Raw genomic sequence first — 21,451 nt, 5'->3', positions numbered from 1 at the left:
TGAATGCAGCCCTGAGGGCTCGCCGGAAGCAGAGCCTAACCCACGGCTCTGTGGCCGCCAACCCTTGGCGGCACTCTATTTGACCTTGCGCTCTATTCAGCCTGCCCTTTATCCACCTTGGGGGCAGCCGCTTTTAACGCTTTCAGTTCGCGGTAATGGGCCAGATAGGCGGGGAAGAGGTTGGCCTTGTAGTAGGCGAGGCCGGGCAGGGCGGTTTCATCGACCTGGTACTGGCTGGCGAACCACTCGATCAGCGCGTCGGAGTCGCCCATGTAATCGCCGGGCGCTATCTCCACCGTGGGGAAGCTGGCCGGGCGGCCGGTTTGCGCTTGCAGGAAGTCGCGGTACTCATCCAGCTCCTCTGGGCTGTTGGCATCCACGCGGATCAGCTCGACCTTATCGAGCAGTTGCGCCTCGGCCAGAAACATCACCAGTTTAAAGCTGAAGGGGCAGCCGCATTTCAGGTAGGCTTTGGCCGTGTGTTGGTCGCTCATGGGGTCTCCGCTGGCTCTCTGTGGGTTTGCGTCTGCCTTAGACGCGCGCGTTGCCATTAGTGCTCTGTTCGCTGCCAATTGACTTCCAACGCCTCTTTCGGGGCCATGCGCAGCAGGTGGCTGCCAACAACCTGTTCGGCTCGCTCCACCAGCTCGCTGTCGGTCAGGTCGATGGCGAGGTGCAGTTGCTCACCGGTGGCATCGAGCCGGCAGCGGCCAAAGGGGAATTCGATCAGCCCCTGGGCACCGTTAACGGTGGCGGGTACCTTGTGGGCGAAGTGGCGGCAGAGTTTTTTCATGTAGAGCTCGCCGGATGCGGTTTTTACATTCGCTTGGGTTTGCATAGTGCAATGTCCTTTATGGGTTTTTGCTGCCGGGCCCCATGCCCGGAGTGCCATTGCAGTATCCATCTGTTATGGTATTAAAAAAAACCGATGTTTGATCATAACTATTATGAGCGATTTCGATTTCACTACCTTGGATGGCCGCAGCCTGAAGACCTTTTTGGCGGTGCTGGAGGAGGGCTCGGTCTCCAAGGCAGCGGCGCGCTTGGGGGTTACTCAGTCGGCGGTGAGCCACCTGCTGGATAAGCTGCGCCTGGTGCTGGGCGACCCGTTGTTTGTCCGCGCCGGGCGCGGTATTGCCCCCACCGAGCGGGCGCTGGCCCTGCGCGAGCCGATTCAGGCGGTGCTGGATGGCTTAAAGGCGCTCACCGACAAACGCCCGTTCGACCCACTCATTGGCCGCATGCAGTTCACCGTGGCGGCCAATGATTTTCAGCGGGATTTGATCTTCCCGCGCCTGATTCAGCGGCTGCGCAACGACGCAATCGACATCAGCTTTCGCTTTATGCCCTCGGGCAACCCCTCCAGCGAGCTATTGCGTGAGGCCCGCTGCCAGCTGTTGATTACCCCCTTCCCACCGGAGGGCGCCGATATCTTCCAGCAGCGGCTGTTTGATGATGAGATGGCCTGCTTTTACGACGGCTCAGTGCGGTCGGCCCCCACCACTAGCGAAGCCTTTAACGCCGCCGAGTATATTGAGGTGCTGTTTGACGACCAACAATCGAACCAGCGCCTGCTGGCACAACGGGAGGCGGGGCTGGCGCGGGTGTCGGTGCCCAACTTCTCGGCACTGCCCGCCTTTTTGCGCGGCAGCGCCATGATCTGCGCACTGCCCAGCCGCATGGGGCAGGTTAATCTGCAGGGCTTCGCCTCCGCCCCCTTACCCTTCGCCAGCCCCACTCTCACCATGTACCTCTGCTGGCACCGGCGCGACCACCAGGACCCGGCCAACCAGTGGTTGCGGCAGCAGATAGTGGCGCAGTTTCACGATTGAGGTGGCCTGCGGGCTTAACACCGGGCAGGCGTCGGTAAAGAGAGGGGTTAGAAATAGAGAGGGGTCAGAAATAGAGAGGGGTTAACAATAGAGAGGGGTTAACAACAGAAAGGGGTTAGCAATAAAGCGGGCTGGCAAAGCAAGGGCTTAGCAAAGGCTAGCCGTTACAGGCCAGCAGACCACACCCGGCCTGCTGGCAGCCCACCCTAAGCCGCCACTGTAAAGCGCTGCAAAATAGCGCTGAGCTGCTCGGCCACCTGCTTGAGGGAGGCGGCGCAACTGGCGGCGTTTTGCGAATCTTCCGAGGTGCGGTTGCTGGCGTCCAGCATATTGCTCAGGTTGCGGCTCACCTCGCCAATCACGCTGCGCTGCTGGCTGGCCGCCGTGGCAATCAGAGTGTTCATCTGGTTGATGTTCTGCATGGCGCCGCTGACCTGCTCGATCAGATGCAGGGTATTTTGGGTATTCAGCACACAGTTTTCCGCCTGGCTCTGGCTCTGTTCAATCACCTGTACGGCGCTCTGGCTGCCCGACTGCAGCTGTTTGATCATCTGGTTGATCTCTTCGGTGGACTGCTGCGTACGTTGGGCCAGGGCGCGCACCTCATCGGCCACCACGGCAAAGCCGCGCCCCTGTTCACCGGCGCGGGCCGCTTCAATCGCGGCGTTTAGAGCGAGCAGGTTGGTCTGCTCGGCGATGCCGCGAATCACATCCAATACCGAACCAATCTGCGTGGCCTGGTGGTTGAGTGTGCCAATGGAGCCGGCCGCCTGGCGGATCTCTTCGGCCAGGCGCTCGACGGCGGCTTGGGTTGCGTGACAAACGGCGGTGGCCTGCTGGGCGTTTTCGTCTACCTGGCTGGAGGATTGGGCGGTCTGCTCGGCGTTGCTGGTGACATCGGCAATGGCCGCGCTCAGCTCTTCCACCGCGCCGGCCACAAGCTCAGTCTCGCGCTGTTGCACCTGGGTGTGCTCGCTGATTTCGTCGGTGATGGTGGCCAGGTTATTGCCATCGCTGTTGATCTGCCCGGCACTGTCGCGCACCAAATTAACCAGCGAGCCGACATCACCGGTATAGCGGTCGAAACGCTTTAATACCTCGGTGGCGCCGGAGGTGCGCTGGCTTAAATCGATGGCGCCGGAGGCAAGGATGGCATCGGTCACCCGAATCAGCTCCAGGGTTTGGCGGGCTTCGCTGTTTAATTTAACGGCCATTAAAATCAGCAGCGCCGTCTCTACCACCACGTAACCGGCGTGCAGCAGAATAATTAGAAAGCCGGAGTCGGTAGTGCGCAGAACCCAGACATCGGCTCCGCTTATCTGCAGATAGAAGAAGAGGAAGTGGTGCACGGCGATGGTGGCCGCCGCCGCAACAATGGGCAGCCAGTCGCGATAGAAGAGCAGCATGGCCAGCAGGGCAAAAACACCGAAGTGAAACTCGATCATGCCGTGGGCCTGGTGAATGTGCAGCGCCGTGTAGATCATAAAACCGGCGCCCATGGCGATACGGCAGACCGCCGTACCCTTGGCGATGGCATAAAGTGCCGTTAGCGCAACGGCACTGCCAACGCCGATCACAATGGCCTCCAGCCAGGTGTTGTACCAGAAGGCCAAGCCCAGTGAATAGACCGTTAAGCCGTAACAGATGGCCAGCATCAGGCCATCGGATTTTGCAAAATGGTTGGTTAAAGGGGAGTCGTTAACCACAGCCACCTACCTCTTAGTGTGTTTGTTGAGCGGGCAAAAACAACCCACTGCGTCCAAGTTGACCCAGCTGGGGTTGGATCCCTGTTGTAAAAGATTAAGCACAGAGACTACAAAGTCTTCACCCGACCCACACACGGCCCCACCACTGTAGGGGCCAAAATAGGCCAGCTCGCCGCTGCTGCTCCAGATGGCGACGGCGGGCGTGGCCGGCACCTCCAGTGCTAACAGATCGAGCGCCTGGCTATCGCTATTGATGAACTCCACACTCCCTTGGAAGCGCGCTTCCAGATCCCGAATATGGGGTTTGCTGAACCGGCTGCAGGGGCAGCTCGGGTCGACAAAGTGCATCACCAATGCGGTTTTTGTTGTTGTAGAGGGCTGCAGATGTATCTGGCTGAGCGCCTCGCCATTAAAGGCCGCCAACCGGCTGTCGAACCGGCCCAGGTATTGGAATTGAAACCACCAAAACGCGAAGGCGCAGCTGCTCAACCAAACGGTCAGTAGCAGATACGCGAAGAGCTTTCGCGACTTTTTCACTTGGGGTAACCACTCACTAACAAATGACCTGAGTATAGATGCTCTATAGCTTTTAACAATTCGTGCCATTGCCGACCGCTATATTAATGTGGGCCCTGTCGCAAAAATCATCTATTAGCCAGCGGTGATGGAGCGCCAACCAGCGCCGGGCATGAAACAACAAAATAGGGCGGAAGAGGGGAGCACTAAAGCCCGGCCAAGCGGTGGTTGCGGCAAAAGATGGTGGTGCAATTTCGGGGCGGGCGCTGCGCTTACGCCGGCTGTTTGGCAATCCGGAACTGGGATTGTCTATTTTCCACACCGACCCTCGACTAAGGTCGTACACCGCTTGCGTCATCGTCTGACCTAGCTCAAATTTTTTTGGCGATAAGCCATTAGCATGCACTCCGCTGTTTACACCAACGATACCTACAATTACCCAGCCAGCCTGTGCTGGCCCGGGCAAGTCCAAATTGATTGGGCTTCATTCAGCAGTGCGTCCGTCGGCAGTTTTACCGCCTGAGACCCTCTCTGTTTTAACCATTATGATTCGCAAATTTAAAACTCTCCGGCCTTTTTTTGCCCGGGCGGTTGCTGACGGCTTGCGCCCCAGCTTTTGGTAAGGATTCTTAGGAAAATAAGTGAAGCATGCCTGGGAGCGACCGGCTGCGCGCTGACTGTTAACAGAGTTACACGGATGTTTGGCTAAGGGACACTCTAACCAAAGCCAAACAGTGCAAGACCAGGATTAGCTGTATGGTTAAACAACATCTGCTCACCGCCCTTGTCGCCACCAGCCATGCGCTTTTGGTGGGCGCTCTATTTTTTATTACGCTTTGGGCAACGGTGGCCGATGAGCAGGCATCACTGCTCGATAAACGCAGTGACTCGGTGGCGCGGGTTATTGATGAGGCCCAGTCTATTTTCGCAGCCCTGGGTGCGCACCATTTTAACCAGTGCGGCGAGGCGGAAGTTTTCCAGATGCGCCGCGCACTGCTGACCGCCAAATTTATCATGGATATCGGTTTTATTGCCGATGGCAAGGTTCACTGTGGCGCACTGCCGGGCGTGTTCAACGCACCGCGCACCTCCATCAACAAACCCGACTTTCGCATGGCCGACGGCACCGATGTCTATATCGAACGCAAAATTCGCGAACCCCTGTTTGCCGATATCTATGACACAACCCTGGCCGTGTCGCGCGGTAATATTGGCCTGAGCCTGCACCCCGGCCGGCTTGATGAGCTGTTTGAGGATAACCGGCGCTTCCAGTTTTATTATGTCAACGGTGATACTCGGTCACCCTATACCCTCTATGGCAACCCAGCCATCTTTCACGCCAACCGCCACGGCGGCTCCAAGCTGACCCGTGAGGGACTCTATCGCGACCAGTGTGACAGCCACACCGGCCTGTGCGTGGCTACCGAATTGAGCTATGGCGAGATCATCACCCAAAACCGGGCGCTGCTGGTGTTGGCTTTGCTCTCTGTGTTTGGCGGCGGGCTGCTCAGTGCCTACCTGTTTAACCACCAGATCAGCGCGCGCAACACGGTGGCCGCCCGCGTACGCCGCGCCGTGGGGAGCTACCCATTTTTTTGGCTCTACCAACCGATTGTCGATATGCAGTCGCAACAGATTATTGGCTGTGAAGTGTTGGCCCGCTTTGCCGACCGGGCCGGCTTTCTCTCACCGGCGGATTTTTTCCCGGAACTGAAACGGCAGAAGCTCACCTGGGCCTTTACCCGGCAGATGATCAATACCGTATTAACCGACCTCAACAGCGACACTAACCTGCCCGATGGTTTTAAGGTGAGCCTGAATATCTGCCCGGCCGATATTGAGAGCGGCGCCGTACGCGAGCTGCTGACCATGACACCGCTGGTGACCAGCCGTTTTAACATCACCTTGGAAATTACCGAAGATGAATTTCTGGAGCACAGTTTTGCCAAGGAGATTTTGCGGGAGTTGGCCGAGGCCGGCTTCTCGCTCTCGATCGACGATTTCGGCACCGGTTACTCGAGCCTGGCCCACGTCGATAACCTTAACTGCAACTACCTAAAAATCGACCGCAGTTTTGTCAGCGATATTGAAACCAAGGGACTGAAGACTTCGCTGATTCCACACATTGTTGATATCGCCAACAAACTCAACCTGCAGATGGTGGCCGAAGGGATAGAGACCGAGGCTCAGTACCAGCTGCTGTTGGATATTGGAGTGCAATTTGGCCAGGGATGGTTTTTTGGTAAACCCATGACGGCACACAACTTCCTGCTGGCGGCTCAGATGCAACCGCCGATTGGCTGGCCATCGGCATCCGCTATTTTCCACGCTGCCGTTCAGCCAACCGGCCCGGCAATGAACGGCCGTCATCAGCTGCAGCTCTGCTAACCGAGGCGTGGCAGCCGGCTTAGGTTGCCACGTTGATCTCCTTTGGCGCCATTTTTAATCCCCCTAATGGCGCTTTTTTTTGCTCCCTCTGAATACCTTTCCGCTCATCGCCCAGCACTTTATTAACGCTCTGTATGGTGCCGCGCCCGCACAGGCTCGCAATCCTTCCGTCTGTCCACCGGCAGCTGCGGCCAGATAGCATTAGTTGACGCACGCTCCATTGGCTGGCAGAATCCCCCAATCTGTCACCTATGTGACAACTTGAAACATAGGTGACATATTTCCAAAGGGTCACAATTAAGCAATTTGTCGCACTAAAAATTATAAAAAAAGCAGTTGGCAACGGCGGGTAGGTGCTCGATTGGCCTGCCCGCCATTTTTTTCCAAGCCATTGGCGGCACTACTCTTTGCAGTTGTTCTTTAAGCTGTTGCAACAGGTAAACCACGCAGTATGAGCATTAAAGATAACCCCCTGGTGGCACTGATTGAGGAGTCGATACGGCTCAAAGACAGTGCCCAGTTTATTCTCACCGATGCCGTGGGCAGCACCTCCCTTACCCGGCTGGAGCGGCTGGTGCTGATTATGATCAGCGAATCCGACGCGCCCATGACCGCCTCGCAGGTGAGCCGTCACGTCGGCCACCCACGGCAGGTGGTGCAGCGGGCGGTGAACCGCCTGCTGGAGTTACAGCTGATTGATAAGCAACCCAACCCCGACCACAAAACCTCACCGCTGCTCTCTGCCACCAACAAGGGCAAGGAGTTTGAAAATCAACTGGGCGGCAAGCTGGTGAATATTGTCGATTCCCTATTAACCGAAAGCGACCTGAAGATGTGCCAGCGGATGCTGAAAGACATTAAAAAACTGCGCCGCATCATCGAAGACTTTGAAAAACAGCAACAAGAATAATTAATTAAATTTCGCCCCCAAACGGAGGAGGAGAGACATGAATACCATCGTCCAATTAGATGACCCGCGGCTAACGGCCGAGCAGCTGTTGGCGGCCGACTACAGTCACGTTAGCCGCCAGGTGTTTAGCAGCGAGGCGGTCTATCAACGCGAACAGAAACGCATTTTTGAAAAGAACTGGCTCTACCTGGCCCACGAAAGCCAGCTGAAAAAGCCGGGGGATTTTGTCTCTGCTTATATGGGCGAAATTCCGGTAATTGTCGCCCGCGGTGCCGATGGCAAAATTGCGGTAAGCATCAACAGTTGCCCCCACCGTGGCCTGCGCGTCTGCCGCGCCGACCAGGGTAACACCGCACGTTTTGTCTGCCCCTACCACACTTGGTCTTTCCGTCCCACCGGCGAACTGGTGGGTATTCCCCAGGCGCAGCCACTGGGCCACAAAATCGATCGCGCGGCGTTGAGCTTAAAAGCGGTGCCGCGGGTGGAGACCGCCTTCGGCTTAATCTTCGCCAGTTTAAACCCGGAGATTGAGTCCCTCGACAGCTACCTGGGCGATATGAAATTTTACATGGAGGCTTTTTTCGATCGCTTCCCCGGCGGCCTGGAGGTGGTGGGCCCGGCCCATAAGTGGCAGTTGAAATGTAACTGGAAACTGCCGGTAGAAAATATGCTGGGCGATATCGGCCACGCCGCCTTTTTGCACGGCTCGCTGGTGGCCCAAGACTCTGCCCCGGCCCAGGAGATTGAACAGTACGGCGTTACCGTGGTGCCCACCCCCGGCCACGCCAGCGCCATTCGTCTGCTACCGGAAGAGACCTCGATGGAGGATCGCGGCTGTCACGACCCAATGGCCTCGCCGGAATTAAAAGAGTATCTCGCCGAAGTGGAGCGCACCGTGGCCGAACGGCTCTCACCGGAACAGGCGCGTATTAAAGGGATGGCCTTGGGGGTCTACCCCAATCTGTCACTGCTGTGGGGGCAGTCGACCCTGCGCGTGAGCCACCCGCGGGCACCGGGATTGATTGAGTACTGGTCGTGGTGGCTGACACCGGTAGAGGCGCCGGACCATATTCGCGAACAGCTGCGGGCCTCCTACACCATGAGCTTTGGCCCGGCCGGTATGCTTGAGCAGGAGGACTCCTACGCCTGGAGCCAGCAGTTCCTCGGCTCCAATATTCAATACCTGAACGATCAACCCTACTACTACGGCCTCGGCATGGGTGAGGAGAAACCGCACCCGGAAATTCCCGGCGTGGTAGGCCGTTGTTACAACGAACACTACGCGCGCAGTTTTTATCAACGCTGGCGCGGCGACATGTTTGGTGAGGAGCAATAAGATGAGTGCAATGGCCAATAAGAGTTTCGACCTGGAACTGATCAACCGTGTTAGCCAGTTCTACTACAAAGAGGCGCGCCTGTTAGACGAGCGCTGTTTTCAACAGTGGCTGGGGCTGGTGGATAACGAAATTGAGTACAGCATGCCGGCCCGGTTTGTACCGCAAGCCAACCCGGAGCTGCAAGACACCGAAGCCTTCCTCGGCACAGACCAGGAGCTGGAGCGGGCCAAAGGCGGCCAGGGTTCACCCCTGCGTTTCGATGGCCACCTGGCCACCTTTGTGCGCACCTATCGCCCCTTTAAAACCACCGCCTGGGCCGAGAGCCCGGCGCCGCGCACCCGCCGGTTTATCTCCAACATTGAGGTGGAACCGCTGGAGGATAACAGCTATCGGGTCTACTCCAACTTCCAGATGTTCTACAGTCACAGCGGTACCGACAACCACACCTACACCGGTGGCCGGCGCGATCTGTTAAAAGAGGTGGACGGCGAATTCCGCATCTTTAAGCGCGAGGTGATCACCGACTGGGATGTGATTACCGTACCGAGCCTGGCGCTCATTTTTTAAGAGTGAAAGGGATTGCGCATGAATAATAAAAACAGTGCCGGCACTCTGTTAATCACCGGCGCCACTGGTGGCATGGGCAGCGCTTCGGCGCTGCTGGCCGCCGAGCAGGGTTACGACTTGTGGTTAACCGACCTTAACGAAGCGAAATTAAAAACCCTGGCCGAGGCCTGCACCGCCCTGGGCGGCAGCTGCCGTTACAGTGTGCTGGATATCAGCGATGCGGCGGCGGTTAACCAATTTTTTAAGGAGCTGGAGAGCGCCCCCGAGCTGGCCGGTGTGATTCACGCGGTGGGGCTCTCGCCGCACATGGCCGACTGGCAACAAATGGTACAGGTGGATTTGGTGAGCACCATCGATCTGCTGGAAAAATTATCGGCCCGCATTGCCCCGGGTGGTGCCGCGGTGGCTATCTCCTCCATGAGCGGCCATATGATTCCGCCCAACCCGGAGATTGATGCACTACTGGCGGAGCCACTGCTGCCCGACCTGTTGTCGCGCCTGGCGGCGCTGCCGGAACAGCCGCTGACTAACTCCGGCATTGCCTACGCCTACGCCAAGCGGGCGCTGACCAACTATGTAAAAAACCACGCCTTTACCTGGGGCCGCCGGGGTAAACGGCTGGTGTCGCTTTCGCCCGGTTTGATCGATACCCCCATGGGCCAGTTGGAGGCAGAGGCCGATAAAGAGAACTACGCCGGCATGCGTAAACTGATTGCCCTGCAGCGCGATGGCCTGCCGGTTGAGATCGCCAACGCCGCGCTGTTTTTGGTCTCCAAACAGGCCTCGTACATTACCGGTTGCGACCTGTTGGTGGACGGCGGCTTTGTCGCAGCCCTGGCCATGATGCAGGCGCAAAAAAGCCAGGCGTGAGCCGCCCGGTAACACCTACCACTTTCTGCCAACCGCAAGCGGCACCTACAACCACTGGCCCAGCCACCGTTGCTAACAGCGGTGGCAGCTTGCCAGCAAAAAATCTGCAGGCCTCATCACGCTACTGCCCTTGCGGTCGCTGGGTGCGGCCGTTAACCGTTGCCTCCCGCTCAACGATTACCTATTCTGCAGCCCATTTATCCCCGCGCTAATTTTCTCAACCGGACGAGAACCCATGAGCAAACTGAGCCTTGCACTGTTTATTGTTTTTGCCACCCTAAGGCTGATTACTCTGGCCATCTCCGTTAAAAATGAACGGCAATTGCGACAGAGCGGCGCCGAGGAGTACGACCCACTCAACACCAAGATATTGGCGGCACTACACGCGCTGTTTTATCTTGCGGCCCTGGCGGAGGGGTGGCTGAAGGGGGTGCAGTTTGACGGCGTGGCCCTGACCGGCGCCATTATTTATCTGCTGGCCATGGCGGTGCTGTTTTATATTATTCGGGTGTTGTCGCCCATCTGGACGGTAAAGCTCTATATCGCCAAGGGCCACACGCTCAATAAAAGCTGGCTGTTTAGCCACGTGCGCCACCCCAACTATTTTCTCAATATTATTCCTGAGCTGATTGGCCTGGCGCTGGTGCTGAAGGCCTACTGGGTGTTGCTGACAATTTTTCCGCTCTATTTAATTTCCCTGGCGCTGCGCATTGTGCGCGAGGAGAAAATTATGCGGGCCACCTTTAGCGACTATTAATTTAAATTTACAGCGGCCGCTGCGCGCTAATAATATGCGCCGTGATGTCGAAAACCACCTGACCATCCGCCTGAGTAAAGGGGGCCATGTCGGTCTCTGCCTGCTGCAGAATCTCGGCAATTAACTCCGGGTTCAGGTGCACCCCCAGCACCGGCAGCCAGCCGCACAATTCGGCCTCGACCATGGTGCGAATCGTTGCAAACCTGGCCTGCCCGCGAAGAGTTTCGGCTCTGGTGGAGCGACCACCGGCGGCCTGTACCAGTCGACAGACCTCGCTCCTGTCGCCCAGGTTAAAGGGGGCCCGTACGGCATCACCCGCGGCTTGACCAGCCAGGCGTTCAATCAGGTTGAGCTCGGCCAGATAGCCCGGTATCTGCTCGATGGCATCCCACACGGCAACCACCAATCGCCCCGAGGGTTTAACCACCCGCACCATTTCCGCCACCGCCTGCGCGCGGTTTTGAAAAAACATCAATCCGAATTGGCTGACCACGGCATCGAAAGTGGCATCGGGCAGGGGAATCTGCTCGGCACCGGCTTCGAGCCACTGCACCGACGGCAACCGTTCGGCGGCAACGGCAAGCATGCCCGGATTTGGGTCCAGCCCCGTGACATGGCCTTGGGCCCCCACCCGTGCCAGGACTTCGGCGCTGAGCACGCCAGTGCCGCAGGCCACATCCAACACCGTCTGCCCCGCCTGCAGTTGCGCGGCATCGGCCACGGCGCCGGCCCACTGGCCAAACAGTGCCGGAACAAAGAGGGATTGGTAAGCGCGGGCCGCGTCGATTTGCGGCGCTGGATCAGGTGTGTTCATAGTCTACTCCCTGGCAGGTCAACAGCCTGGCAAGCAGAGGGCCGCCAGGCTGCCGAGCGCAATGAAAGCGAATTTTTAGAGCCGAAGGTTATTGGCTATCACTTAAGCTGATTAGCGTTTTGCGGATTTTATTTTTCTGTTGGTTATTGGGGTTTTGGTTTGTGGTTTTAATGTGTGCGCTGTACAACAAGCAGTGCGCCCTATGCTAGACCCACGCTACTCACATTGCCAGTTCTCGCACTTTGTTGTGCTTAATCTTGTACTGCCAATATTCCACAAAATTCTATTACCTACTGCTACTGAGCAGTTTATCTTCCATGTAGCGCGCAGCATGCCGGACTTGGTTGGGACAAAAACGGTTTGTGTTACTGCGTTAAACTGATTTTTAATCGAAGAGACCGTGCCCATTAAAAATCACTGTAATGACAACATGGATTCCGATTTTTATTTCATGGGGAACGTGGGCTGTGGGCAATGAATAAAATTATTGTCTGTTTCGGCTTTTGAGTAGTCAGCCTCGCCAATTTAATACGGTGGGCTGGTGATCACCCGGCCCACCGTAGACACGCACTAGAACAATTGGATTCAATAACCTTTTTTATTTTTGCGGGACTCGCTGCCCACCGACTTCACCAGGCGGCCGAAGCGTTTCTCCTTAGCACGCAACTCCTGCAACGAAGCACTGTTGCGCGCCTGCTCAGCCAATAGCTTCTGATAATTGTGCAGGCGTCGTGGTGACAACTCTCCGGCGGCCACCGCATTTGCCACAGCACAACCCGGTTCACCAGTGTGATGGCAATCGCTGAATTTACAACCCTCGGCCCAGGTTTCGATATCCGCGAAGACCTGCCTCACGCCCTCTTCACAGGCGGCCAGCTGCAACTCACGCATGCCCGGAGTATCGATCAACACCGCGCCGCTCGGCAGACAAAGGAGTGAGCGGGCGGTGGTGGTGTGCCGGCCTTTGCTGTCGTCCTCGCGAATGGCGGCGGTCTGCTGCAGGGCCTGGCCAAGCAGGGTGTTGGCCAGTGTCGATTTGCCCACCCCCGAGGAGCCCAACAGCGACAACGTTTGCCCGACACCACACCAGGCCAGCAGTGGTGCACAACTGTCGGCATCGGTGGCGTTGACGGCGACCACCATCAACAGCGGGTCGAGGCTCTGTACCGCCTGCTGTTTGGCGTCGCTGTCGGGGCAGAGGTCGGCTTTGGTTAACACCACCACCGGTGTTACCTGTGCCTCGTGTGCCAGCGCTAGATAACGCTCAATACGATTCAAATTGAAGTCGTCATTCAACGAGCAAACGATTAACAGGGTATCGACATTGGCGGCTATCAACTGCTCATCAATTTTGCTGCCAGCGGCTTTGCGTTTGAACAGCGATTTGCGCTCCAGCAGCCGGCCAAATTGCCGGCCGGGTTCAAGCAGCAGCCAATCGCCAACAGTCATCTCGGCCACGGCGGGGGTAATCGGCAAACTGAAGGTTTCGTCGCCATTGCTCAGCAGGTAGTCGCTGCGGTTGTGAGCCACCACCCGGGCGATTTCCGCCTGGTCCAGCTCTTCCAGATTTATTTGTTGTTGAAAAAACGGTTGCCAACCTAAGGGTTGGAGCAATAGAGGATTGTGCATTTTTCCCATCTCAATCATTCAGCCGGCAAGCTGCTGAATTAATTTTTTTGATAGGGAATACGAACCACGGCAACCGCAGGGCAGGTGCATGGTAGTGATTCCCGGTGCGATGACACCGGGTAAAGACGGGCTCTGTTTTTGTTAGCGCCAGCTGACCGAGCAGGCGTGGCGTGAAAAATAGGCCGCCGCTGGCGAGTAGACCTTAGGCAAATACCTGGGCTAATAACGGAGTGCAGTGAGCAGTCTTTACCGGGTGGGTTGGCAGAGCAATCATACTGGGCTTCTCCTTTTATTAGCGGAACAGAAGTGGCGGATACTACGCCTATCACGATTAAATTCAAAGCACTCCCCCGACCTTGGTGTGGACGCTGACACCCCACTGGCGATCCAGGCGTTTGGGTGCCCACTCCAATGGCCGGGCATGGTGTTACACGCAACAACCGTTTGCATCTATTTTCTTTTTGATTCCGTAACTCATTTTTGACCGCAGGGGTACCGTTGCAGAGTGAATTTACCCACCCGCCGCCGAACTGCGGCGGTGGGGTGGGTTAACACGGTGGATCAACAGAGTGTGCTAATCAGCTTCCCCAAGCGTGACTGCTTCTTTATTGCTCCAGGGCGCTGACCGCCGCCAGAAAACCGCGGCTCATCACACTGTAGGGCCGCAGCGCCAGGCGCTCATTGGCCAGCGCCCGCAGGGTAACCCGGTCACCACCGCGCTTGGCCGCCGCCAGCAGGGTCAGATCGATGATATCGCGCTGGGCGTGGCTGCCGCCGAACTGATCGGCAAAGTGCCGCACCGGCAACAGGGTGGCGATGGCTTCTGAGTAGTTGCCATGCTGGAAGTCAGCGAAACCTTGCACCAGGGGCAGAGCGATCGCCTTTATCCAGGAGCCGGTGGCCGCCCGCTCCGCGCCCTGTTGCAGCCGTGTGATCAACTCCTGTAGCGCCTCCTCTTGTTCCGCGCCCAGCAGTGCCATGGCCGCATGCCAATCGTTAAATGGGTAGGTGCTGCCGTCGGCGTGATTCAACCAGCACTCGGCCAGTTCGCGCCAGCGCCCACCGACCTCCACCTCCGCCAGCTGCAGCCGCCACAACAGGGCCGAAGCGTCGATTAAATCGAGCACGGCCGGGCTTGGTTGGGCGCGGATTTGCCGGTCGTAGAGTGCCAGGGCGTCGTCGTTCTGGCCGAGGTCCAGATGAAATAGCGCCCGGTGCCACCAGTTGTGGACCTTGAAGAAGTTGCTCTCAGCACTCCAGTGGGGTTCGCGCGCAATCATCCAGCCGATACCATCCTCCGGTCGGCCCTGCATCTCCATAACGTGCGCCACGGCGTGGTGGGCCCAGCAGTCCAGCGGCTGCAGGTAGACCGCCTGGCGGCCGTAATCCTCCGCGCGGGCATAGTCCCCTGTCTCTTCCAGACCAAAAGCGTACATGCCGAGCACCACCGGGTAACCGGCAACACTCGCCTGCCAGTGGGGCAGGGCGCGGGCGATACGCTCGCGCAGGTTGCGGGAGTTGGCACAGTAAAAGTCGATCAAGTGGCCCGTCTGCAGTGCCAACAGATCCAGCGGGTAGCGCATGGAGTGGCGGTCCAAGTGGTGGCCGGCGGCACGCCAGTGGCCGGTCACCATAAACGCGAGCGCCTCTACCAGCGACTGTTCGCGGTCATTGACCGGCAACCGCTGCAGGCCGGCCAGGGTGGCTTGCGCGTCATGCATGGCGGCCGGTTCGGTGGCGATGGCCAGTATCAAGCCGCGAATGATGTGCAGGCTGGCGCACTCCGGTTGTTGCGCGAGGGCGCTATCGATATCGGGCAATGGGTCGGCACTGTAGAGGTTGAGTTTGTGGAGGGCATTTTGATAGGCACTGGCCGAGTCGGCACTGGCGCCGGTGAGTGAGTTACCTTGCAAATCCGTCGTCATTTTATTGTGCTCCTTGAGCGGGTTAGCTGGTCGGAGACTGCGGGTATTGAAGGGCAGGCCGCAGCGTCAACGGCGCCTTGGTAGGGAGCAGAGGCAGAGGTCGATTTGATCCGGGCGCCGAAGCTTTTGATCAATACATCAATGCGCAGTTCAACGGGGACGACATTTGGCTGGCAGGCATGGCGGGTTGGCTTTTTAACAAGCCAACCCTGAAAACAAGTGGTGAATGTTTAGGCGGTAAGCAGGGTATCGAGCCCGGCCAGATCCAACAGCGAGCGCAGGGCGGTGGGCATGGATTCGATGGTGACGGTTTTGCTGAGCTGTTCGGCGCTGCGCAGCCAGCAAAGCAGGAGGGTGGTGGCGGCGCTGTTGCACTGGCTTACCTGACTCAGATCGATACAGCATTGGTTGGGGGCCTCGTTTTTCAACCACGCCTCGCCCGCATTACGGAGTGCCACCACGCTGGCGAAGTCGACCACGCCGTGCACGCTCAGGCGGCCATCGGCGATAGTGATATGGGCCTTATGGTTGGCCATTACTCTTTGACCTCGCGCTTGGGGCTCATCAGGGTTTGCCAGTTGTCGACCACGTAGTCGACATCGCCGCGATTTTTCTCCACCGCTTCGGCAAACTGGTTGCGATAGCTCACCCCCAGGTTAACCCCCTCGACCACCACATTGGTAATCATCCAACTGCCATCTTTTTCGCGGCTTAAGTTGTACTGCAATTTGTAGGCGGTGCCTTTTTTATCGTAGATGGTCTGCTGCATGTTGGCCTTACCCTCGGTGGCTGCAGAGCCGGGCAGGCTGTCGATCTCGATCTTTTCGGCATTAAAGGCAAACAGGGCGTCGGCGTATTTGGCCAGCAACACCGCTTCCAACTCGCCACTAAATTTTTGTACGCGCGCTTTAAAGGCGTCGCGCTCGGCGTCGGTGGCCAGGCTGCGGTAGAGGCGGGCGCTGCCGTAGGTGGCCATCACGCCGCGGGCAAAGTAGTCGCGGTCGATCACCTGGTTGAGCACGGCTTCGATTTCAGTGTAGTAGGGCTCACGCTCTTCGGCTGGGGTACCCGCCGCCCGCTGGATAATGGCCAGCAGTTCATCGGTGGTCTGTTGGATGAGTACTTGGGGGGAGGAGCGATCGATGGTAACCGCGGCCGCCGGCAGGGCCAGCAGCAGGGAGAGGGCGGCGGCGACACAGCCGCGGACAACAACAGAAATATTTAATGGCATGACTAGCTACTCTTAACTCAAAAATGGGCGCGACACTTATTCACTGGCGCTCATACTGGTGACAATTTTGCCGATCAGATCTTCCAGCACCAGGGCCGATTGGGTATCGGTTATGACACCGCCATCGGACAATATTTCGTCGGCGCCACCGACCGAGATACTGACGTACTGCTCACCCAAAACACCGGCGGTTTTAATGGCGGCGATACTGTCGCTGGAGATGTAGTCGACCTCTTTGCGAATCGACATATCGACCACCGCGCGCACGCTGACCGGGTCGAGATGAATGGCGGTGACCTGGCCGACGGTAACGCCAGCGATGCTCACCTTGGCGCGCGGCGCCAGGCCGGAGACATTATTGAAGCGGGCACTGATGTGGTAGGTTTCGCGGGCGCTGCTGCTCACCGACAGGCCGCTCACCTGAATGGCTAAAAAGGCGAGGGCGATGACGCCCAGTAAAATAAATGCGCCGACGATAATTTCAACTTTGCGAGAGTACATGGCTACTGGCTCCTAAACGCCAAACATGACAGCGGTTAACAGAAAATCCATTGCCAGCACAGCCAGCGACGAATAGACCACGGTGCGGGTGGTGGCGGTGCTGATGCCCTCGGAGGTGGGCACCGCATCGTAACCCTGAAACACCGCAATCCAGGTAACGACCACGCCAAAAGCGAAGGCCTTCACGATGCCATTTAAAATGTCATCGCCAAATTGCACGGAGTTTTGCATATTCGACCAGAAGGAGCCGGCATCCACCCCCAGCCAGCTGACGCCAATGGCCACCGCCCCCCAGATGGCGACAGAGTTAAACACCTGGGCCAGAATCGGCATGGAGATAATCCCGGCCAGCAGCCGCGGCCGCACCACCCGTTTGAGCGGATCGATACCAATCATCTCCATGGCGGCCAGCTGATCGGTGGCTTTCATCAGGCCGATTTCAGCGGTAATGGCCGAACCGGCCCGGCCGACAAAGAGCAGCGCCGCCACCACCGGCCCCAGTTCGCGCAGCAGGGTGAGTGACACCAGTTGGCCCAGGGCCGCCTCGGCGCCAAAGCGCACCAGCACCGTGTAGCCCTGCAGCGACAGCACCATGCCGATCAAGATGCCGGAGACGATGATGATGATCAGCGAGTAGACGCCGACAAAATAGAGTTGGCGAATGAGCAGGCCGGGGCCGGCGCGCAGATCGGGCCAGCCCCACAGCGCTTGCCAAAAGAGAATACCGGCGCGGCCGAAACCGGCGGCGACATTGAGCCCATTGCGGCCCAGGCGTTGAAGGAAAGTCATTATTCGGCGCTCCCCAGGTGCAGATCCTGGCGATAGTCGGGCGCCGGGTAGTGGAAGGGTACCGGGCCATCCGGCAGGCCGTGCAGAAATTGGCGCACGTGGGGGTTATCGCTGTTGACCACGTCGTCGGGCTTGCCCTCGCCAATTACGCGGCCATCGGCCAGCACCACCATATAGTCGGAGATGGAGAGGGTTTCGCTGATATCGTGCGAAACAATAATGCTGGTGTTGGCCATGGTTTCATTGATGCGCCGGATCAGGTGGCGGATGAGGCCGACGAAGATGGGATCCTGGCCGGTGAAGGGCTCGTCGTACATGATCAGCTCCGGGTCGAGCACGATGGCCCGGGCCAGGGCCGCCCGCCGGGTCATACCGCCGGAGAGCTCCGAAGGCATCAGGTCGCGGGCGCCGCGCAGCCCCACCGCGTGCAGTTTCATCAGCACCAGGTCGCGGATCATCTCCTCCGGCAGCTGCGTGTGCACACGCAGGGGGAAGGCGACATTTTCAAACACCGAGAGATCGGTAAAGAGGGCGCCGGTCTGGAACATCATGCCCATGCGCCGGCGCTGGGCCATCAACTGCTTGCGGTCGAGGCGGGTGATGTCGATGTTATCGACCCGAATGGAGCCTTTGCTCGGCTTTAACTGGCTGCTGATAAGGCGCAGCAGGGTGGTTTTGCCGCAACCACTGGGGCCCATAATGGCGGTGGTTTTACCCTTGGGAATGGCGATGCTCACCCCCTCTAAAATCACTCGCGGCCCGTGGCTGAAGTGCAGATCGTCTATTTCAATCCAGTTGTCTGTCATAAAGCTCGTAACTTTTTATGGCCGGTGTTGGTTAGCCGGCTGGGGGCCACATGATAGTGGAGTGACGGCAATAGGGAATTAAATTTCGATCAAACCCTGAAGATTTTTCTCTACTTTTTACCCCGAGCGGGGCCTGCCGTGTGGCCCCAACCCGCGCGTCCCAGCGCCGCTTATTGACCCACCGGACGGGCAGAAGTGCCGCAAATGAGGGGATTTTACAGGCGTCAAACCATCGCCCCGGCCCAAGCACCACTGCCGATTCGCCGGCAACTGTGGGCTGGCCAGCAGAGCTATCGCTAGGCCCCGAAGCCAGTGGCTGGAATAATAGCGGGGTGCAATGAACAACCGATGAAGGAGGGGAGACTCTATGGATGCTGTTTATATTCTGAGCTTTATGGCCATCGCCACTCTACTGGTGGTATCGCCCGGCCCCAACGGGCTGTTGATCGCCAAAACCGTGCCCAGCGCCGGCAAGGCCGCCGGTTTCGCCAATATCGCCGGTTTTATGGTGGCGTTTGCAGTGCACGGCGGTTTATCCATTTTGGGAATCTCCATTCTGCTGGTGCAGTCGGCCGAGGCGTTTTTTATTTTTAAGTTGTTGGGCGCGGCTTATCTCTGCTGGCTGGGTGCCAAGTCGCTCTGGTCGGCCAGGCAGAGCCGGTCACTGGCACATGCCGAAAAGCCGGACGAGGCGCAGCCGCTACTGGCTGTAGAACAGACCACCGCCGGCCGAGGGCATCGTTCTCGATGGTTACTGGTGGCGGCGGTCAGCGAGGGCTTTTTAACCAACGTGCTTAACCCCAAGGTTTCGCTCTTTTACCTGGCGGCCTTCCCGCAGTTTTTGCCCGCCGGCGCCCACCCCAGCCAGGCTTTTTTGCTGGTGCTGTTGCACGCCCTGATTAATTTTCTCTGGTTTACTCTGCTGATCTTTTTTATCGCCCGCCTCCAACGGCTGGCCCAGCAGCCGGCCCTTGCCCGCTGGTTAAAATCCATTACCGGGGCGGTTTTTATCGGCTTTGGTGCAAAGCTTGCCAGTTTGCAACGCTAGCCGTTTTTAGGGCCAGCTGATTAACGTCAAGCGCGGCCCACACTTATCCGCTCGCCAGCCGCCGGTGATTGACGGCAAGCAAAAATGGGGCGTTTAATGGCCGGGCATTAAATGAGTAAGCTTCGTTTGCTGCACACCTTAGAGGATAAAAATAATGAAAATAAGAACTTTATTGCTCGCTTGTGTTGTACTGCTCAACTGCGCCTGTGCCACCAAAACCTTGCAGGTGACGGTACCGGAAGTGCCGCCCGCACCACACCCGCTGGCCTACGTTAAAATTGTGGCGGTGAACGATGTTCGGCAATTTGCCCGCTCCCCCACCACAGCCTCAACGCCCTCCATTGAAAACGATCTGATCGACAATAAAAGCATCACCGATAAAGCCATCGGCCGCATGCGCCACGGTCTGTTGCATAAGGCGCTGTGGAACTACACCCTCACCGGCGACGAAACCATTTATAGCGTGTGCAGCAAAATTGTCATCAACAGCCTCAACCTGGCGGGCTTGAATGTGGTCAGTGCTGGCGAGGAGGGTTATGCCGAAGCGGTGCCGATTGCGGTGGATGTTGTGCAGTTTTGGGCCTGGATGCAGCCGCAGTTTAATATCGACCTCCATTTTGATGGTGAGCTGCGCCTGACCTCAACCGACAACAGCCGGCCGCTGTCGGTGAGCGCCACCGGCAACGAATTTTTCAGCACCGCCTACGCCGGCGGTTCCGCCTGGACCAAGCTGGTGAACCAGGGGGTGGCCGATTTGCAGCAGAACCTCACCGACCAACTGCAGCAGAGCGAGCTGGCCAACCCCTGACCGACACTCGCTCAGTGCGCGACTGATCAAGCCTCGCGCGATTAGTGATAACCGCCCAAAATAGAAGAGGAGCTGGGTATGGTAAGTGTTCGCAAGAGCTGGCCTGCGCTTTTTTTGTTTGTCGGCATTGCTCTGGTTTTATTGTTGAGCACGGCGCTGGCCACCCGCCTGGCCGAGGCCGCCGAAGCGACCAGCGAGCAGGGGCTGTTAGTGGTGGTACGGCCGCTGGCCTCGCCACCACTGGCCTATAAACCAATGCTCACGATCAATGCGGTGAACGCCTTTGCGCTACCCCACGGCTACCACGCCCTGGTCAGAGTCGCGCCCGGGGAGTACCAGCTGACCGCCGATTGGCAGGGGCGGGGGCAGGTGGGCAACAGCAGCCTGAGCGTTACAGTGCAGGCTAACACCACCACCTATGTCCTACTCAATAACGCCGCAGTCACTCCCAACAGCAGCAGCGGGCCGACCATCACTAGCGAACTACAGATCACGGAGCAGGTTAAACTTACCGACAGCCACAAAATCACCCGCTTCGACCGCCAGTGGCTGAGCACGCACCAGCGCGGCCGGCTGCCGGCGGAGACACTCAACGAGCGCTACGGGTTAAGCCTTAACCATGAAACTCTGCTCAACGATTTCACCCGCGGCAGCGACAATAAAAAAATGGAGGTCGCCCGCTATTTGATCAACCTGGGTTATTACGATGAGAGCCTGCTGGTGGAGTTCGAGCGCGAGCTGTTGGCTCAGTACCACCGTATTTATGGCTCCAAGCAGGAGGCACAACCACTGGCCTATATCTGCAAATACGTGGCCGCCAGCCGCTGGCCGGAGTTTACCGCCACACTCACAGAGGTACGCCGGAACGCCGGTGATGCCTACATTCGCAAATACGCCGCGCGCTACCTGGATACCTATTACGGCCTGTAACCGGCGCGCAATTTGCGCCGAGCGCCACTGTTGATGGCACAGCCCCTCTGTTATGCTGCGCCGATAATTACAACGGCACACAGGCTT

General features: G+C 58.0%; 22 protein-coding genes. 10 read left to right on the top strand and 12 right to left on the bottom strand.

Going from position 1 to position 21,451, the window contains the following annotated elements; all coding sequences use genetic code 11:
• Nucleotides 1-92: 92 nt before the first annotated feature.
• Entirely contained in the window at nucleotides 93-494 is a 402-nt protein-coding gene (locus SBL51_RS20280; RefSeq protein WP_317932972.1) for a glutathione S-transferase N-terminal domain-containing protein, read from the bottom strand.
• Between the two features lie 56 nt (nucleotides 495-550).
• Nucleotides 551-838, bottom strand: coding sequence for a DUF2218 domain-containing protein (locus SBL51_RS20275; protein ID WP_317932971.1), 288 nt, complete (start codon nucleotides 836-838; stop codon nucleotides 551-553).
• 109 nt (nucleotides 839-947) lie between these two features.
• On the opposite strand from SBL51_RS20275, the gene SBL51_RS20270 reads away from it, so the two are divergent.
• Nucleotides 948-1,832 carry a LysR family transcriptional regulator gene (locus tag SBL51_RS20270; RefSeq protein ID WP_317932970.1) on the top strand — a complete coding sequence of 295 codons (885 nt, stop codon included), beginning with the start codon at nucleotides 948-950 and terminating at the stop codon, nucleotides 1,830-1,832.
• Between the two features lie 206 nt (nucleotides 1,833-2,038).
• Here SBL51_RS20270 and SBL51_RS20265 read toward each other — a convergent pair whose 3' ends face one another.
• Together SBL51_RS20265 and SBL51_RS20260 are read right to left on the bottom strand one after the other, a co-directional pair.
• Complete coding sequence (locus SBL51_RS20265) at nucleotides 2,039-3,538, bottom strand: methyl-accepting chemotaxis protein (protein WP_317932969.1); 1,500 nt, start codon at nucleotides 3,536-3,538, stop codon at nucleotides 2,039-2,041.
• Nucleotides 3,539-3,544: 6 nt separating this feature from the next.
• On the bottom strand, nucleotides 3,545-4,075 hold the full coding sequence (locus SBL51_RS20260) for a DUF6436 domain-containing protein (protein WP_317932967.1): 531 nt from the start codon (nucleotides 4,073-4,075) through the stop codon (nucleotides 3,545-3,547).
• Between the two features lie 735 nt (nucleotides 4,076-4,810).
• On the opposite strand from SBL51_RS20260, the gene SBL51_RS20255 reads away from it, so the two are divergent.
• The 6 genes from SBL51_RS20255 (at nucleotide 4,811) to SBL51_RS20230 (ending at nucleotide 10,883) form a co-directional block, all read left to right on the top strand.
• Nucleotides 4,811-6,442, top strand: coding sequence for an EAL domain-containing protein (locus tag SBL51_RS20255; RefSeq protein WP_317932966.1), 1,632 nt, complete (start codon nucleotides 4,811-4,813; stop codon nucleotides 6,440-6,442).
• 451 nt (nucleotides 6,443-6,893) lie between these two features.
• Nucleotides 6,894-7,352, top strand: coding sequence for a helix-turn-helix domain-containing protein (locus tag SBL51_RS20250; protein WP_317932965.1), 459 nt, complete (start codon nucleotides 6,894-6,896; stop codon nucleotides 7,350-7,352).
• A 37-nt stretch (nucleotides 7,353-7,389) separates the two neighbouring features.
• Nucleotides 7,390-8,688, top strand: coding sequence for an aromatic ring-hydroxylating oxygenase subunit alpha (locus tag SBL51_RS20245; protein ID WP_317932964.1), 1,299 nt, complete (start codon nucleotides 7,390-7,392; stop codon nucleotides 8,686-8,688).
• Between the two features lies 1 nt (nucleotide 8,689).
• Nucleotides 8,690-9,256 (top strand): aromatic-ring-hydroxylating dioxygenase subunit beta, encoded by a 567-nt coding sequence (locus SBL51_RS20240; RefSeq protein ID WP_317932963.1) that lies wholly within the window; start codon nucleotides 8,690-8,692, stop codon nucleotides 9,254-9,256.
• Nucleotides 9,257-9,274: 18 nt separating this feature from the next.
• The gene (locus SBL51_RS20235) at nucleotides 9,275-10,126 is read left to right on the top strand and encodes an SDR family oxidoreductase (protein ID WP_317932962.1); all 852 of its coding nucleotides are present in this window, start codon (nucleotides 9,275-9,277) and stop codon (nucleotides 10,124-10,126) included.
• 235 nt (nucleotides 10,127-10,361) lie between these two features.
• Nucleotides 10,362-10,883, top strand: a complete 522-nt coding sequence (locus tag SBL51_RS20230; protein WP_317932961.1) for an isoprenylcysteine carboxylmethyltransferase family protein — start codon at nucleotides 10,362-10,364, stop codon at nucleotides 10,881-10,883.
• A 7-nt stretch (nucleotides 10,884-10,890) separates the two neighbouring features.
• Here the strand turns inward: SBL51_RS20230 and SBL51_RS20225 are convergent, their stop codons facing one another.
• The 8 genes from SBL51_RS20225 to SBL51_RS20190 form a co-directional block, all read right to left on the bottom strand.
• Nucleotides 10,891-11,697, bottom strand: coding sequence for a methyltransferase domain-containing protein (locus SBL51_RS20225; RefSeq protein WP_317932960.1), 807 nt, complete (start codon nucleotides 11,695-11,697; stop codon nucleotides 10,891-10,893).
• Between the two features lie 585 nt (nucleotides 11,698-12,282).
• Nucleotides 12,283-13,326 (bottom strand): ribosome small subunit-dependent GTPase A, encoded by a 1,044-nt coding sequence (rsgA, locus tag SBL51_RS20220; protein ID WP_317932959.1) that lies wholly within the window; start codon nucleotides 13,324-13,326, stop codon nucleotides 12,283-12,285.
• A gap of 605 nt (nucleotides 13,327-13,931) precedes the next feature.
• Nucleotides 13,932-15,251 carry a tetratricopeptide repeat protein gene (locus SBL51_RS20215; protein WP_317932958.1) on the bottom strand — a complete coding sequence of 440 codons (1,320 nt, stop codon included), beginning with the start codon at nucleotides 15,249-15,251 and terminating at the stop codon, nucleotides 13,932-13,934.
• Between the two features lie 230 nt (nucleotides 15,252-15,481).
• Complete coding sequence (locus tag SBL51_RS20210; RefSeq protein WP_317932957.1) at nucleotides 15,482-15,787, bottom strand: STAS domain-containing protein; 306 nt, start codon at nucleotides 15,785-15,787, stop codon at nucleotides 15,482-15,484.
• Complete coding sequence (locus tag SBL51_RS20205) at nucleotides 15,787-16,482, bottom strand: ABC transporter substrate-binding protein (RefSeq protein ID WP_317932956.1); 696 nt, start codon at nucleotides 16,480-16,482, stop codon at nucleotides 15,787-15,789. Before SBL51_RS20205 ends, SBL51_RS20210 begins: the two co-directional genes overlap by 1 nt.
• Before the next feature lie 36 nt (nucleotides 16,483-16,518).
• On the bottom strand, nucleotides 16,519-16,983 hold the full coding sequence (gene mlaD, locus SBL51_RS20200) for an outer membrane lipid asymmetry maintenance protein MlaD (RefSeq protein ID WP_317932955.1): 465 nt from the start codon (nucleotides 16,981-16,983) through the stop codon (nucleotides 16,519-16,521).
• Between the two features lie 12 nt (nucleotides 16,984-16,995).
• Complete coding sequence (mlaE, locus tag SBL51_RS20195; protein WP_411860506.1) at nucleotides 16,996-17,775, bottom strand: lipid asymmetry maintenance ABC transporter permease subunit MlaE; 780 nt, start codon at nucleotides 17,773-17,775, stop codon at nucleotides 16,996-16,998.
• Complete coding sequence (locus SBL51_RS20190; protein ID WP_317932953.1) at nucleotides 17,772-18,578, bottom strand: ABC transporter ATP-binding protein; 807 nt, start codon at nucleotides 18,576-18,578, stop codon at nucleotides 17,772-17,774. The genes mlaE and SBL51_RS20190 overlap by 4 nt, the downstream gene beginning before the upstream one ends.
• Before the next feature lie 367 nt (nucleotides 18,579-18,945).
• Between SBL51_RS20190 and SBL51_RS20185 the strand changes: the two genes are divergently transcribed.
• The 3 genes from SBL51_RS20185 (at nucleotide 18,946) to SBL51_RS20175 (ending at nucleotide 21,364) form a co-directional block, all read left to right on the top strand.
• Entirely contained in the window at nucleotides 18,946-19,626 is a 681-nt protein-coding gene (locus tag SBL51_RS20185) for a LysE family translocator (RefSeq protein WP_317932952.1), read from the top strand.
• 154 nt (nucleotides 19,627-19,780) lie between these two features.
• Nucleotides 19,781-20,434 (top strand): hypothetical protein, encoded by a 654-nt coding sequence (locus tag SBL51_RS20180; protein WP_317932951.1) that lies wholly within the window; start codon nucleotides 19,781-19,783, stop codon nucleotides 20,432-20,434.
• Nucleotides 20,435-20,512: 78 nt separating this feature from the next.
• On the top strand, nucleotides 20,513-21,364 hold the full coding sequence (locus SBL51_RS20175; protein WP_317932949.1) for a hypothetical protein: 852 nt from the start codon (nucleotides 20,513-20,515) through the stop codon (nucleotides 21,362-21,364).
• Nucleotides 21,365-21,451 lie beyond the last annotated feature (87 nt).

This window comes from Halioxenophilus sp. WMMB6, from assembly GCF_033283405.1.
GTDB lineage: Bacteria > Pseudomonadota > Gammaproteobacteria > Pseudomonadales > Cellvibrionaceae > Halioxenophilus.
The sequence above is the reverse complement of the archived record's forward strand: the minus strand, read 5'-3'. Positions and strand labels throughout refer to the sequence as shown.

Excerpts from the sequence above, each read along its gene's own strand:
- mlaD (WP_317932955.1), bottom strand. The coding sequence starts at position 16,983 with ATGTACTCTCGCAAAGTTGAAATTATCGTCGGCGCATTTATTTTACTG.
- SBL51_RS20245 (WP_317932964.1), top strand. The coding sequence starts at position 7,390 with ATGAATACCATCGTCCAATTAGATGACCCGCGGCTAACGGCCGAGCAG.
- SBL51_RS20250 (WP_317932965.1), top strand. The coding sequence starts at position 6,894 with ATGAGCATTAAAGATAACCCCCTGGTGGCACTGATTGAGGAGTCGATA.
- SBL51_RS20235 (WP_317932962.1), top strand. The coding sequence starts at position 9,275 with ATGAATAATAAAAACAGTGCCGGCACTCTGTTAATCACCGGCGCCACT.
- rsgA (WP_317932959.1), bottom strand. The coding sequence starts at position 13,326 with ATGCACAATCCTCTATTGCTCCAACCCTTAGGTTGGCAACCGTTTTTT.
- SBL51_RS20240 (WP_317932963.1), top strand. The coding sequence starts at position 8,690 with ATGAGTGCAATGGCCAATAAGAGTTTCGACCTGGAACTGATCAACCGT.
- SBL51_RS20270 (WP_317932970.1), top strand. The coding sequence starts at position 948 with ATGAGCGATTTCGATTTCACTACCTTGGATGGCCGCAGCCTGAAGACC.
- SBL51_RS20215 (WP_317932958.1), bottom strand. The coding sequence starts at position 15,251 with ATGACGACGGATTTGCAAGGTAACTCACTCACCGGCGCCAGTGCCGAC.
- SBL51_RS20255 (WP_317932966.1), top strand. The coding sequence starts at position 4,811 with ATGGTTAAACAACATCTGCTCACCGCCCTTGTCGCCACCAGCCATGCG.
- SBL51_RS20205 (WP_317932956.1), bottom strand. The coding sequence starts at position 16,482 with ATGCCATTAAATATTTCTGTTGTTGTCCGCGGCTGTGTCGCCGCCGCC.
- SBL51_RS20280 (WP_317932972.1), bottom strand. The coding sequence starts at position 494 with ATGAGCGACCAACACACGGCCAAAGCCTACCTGAAATGCGGCTGCCCC.
- SBL51_RS20225 (WP_317932960.1), bottom strand. The coding sequence starts at position 11,697 with ATGAACACACCTGATCCAGCGCCGCAAATCGACGCGGCCCGCGCTTAC.
- SBL51_RS20275 (WP_317932971.1), bottom strand. The coding sequence starts at position 838 with ATGCAAACCCAAGCGAATGTAAAAACCGCATCCGGCGAGCTCTACATG.
- SBL51_RS20175 (WP_317932949.1), top strand. The coding sequence starts at position 20,513 with ATGGTAAGTGTTCGCAAGAGCTGGCCTGCGCTTTTTTTGTTTGTCGGC.
- SBL51_RS20210 (WP_317932957.1), bottom strand. The coding sequence starts at position 15,787 with ATGGCCAACCATAAGGCCCATATCACTATCGCCGATGGCCGCCTGAGC.
- SBL51_RS20185 (WP_317932952.1), top strand. The coding sequence starts at position 18,946 with ATGGATGCTGTTTATATTCTGAGCTTTATGGCCATCGCCACTCTACTG.
- SBL51_RS20190 (WP_317932953.1), bottom strand. The coding sequence starts at position 18,578 with ATGACAGACAACTGGATTGAAATAGACGATCTGCACTTCAGCCACGGG.
- SBL51_RS20180 (WP_317932951.1), top strand. The coding sequence starts at position 19,781 with ATGAAAATAAGAACTTTATTGCTCGCTTGTGTTGTACTGCTCAACTGC.
- SBL51_RS20230 (WP_317932961.1), top strand. The coding sequence starts at position 10,362 with ATGAGCAAACTGAGCCTTGCACTGTTTATTGTTTTTGCCACCCTAAGG.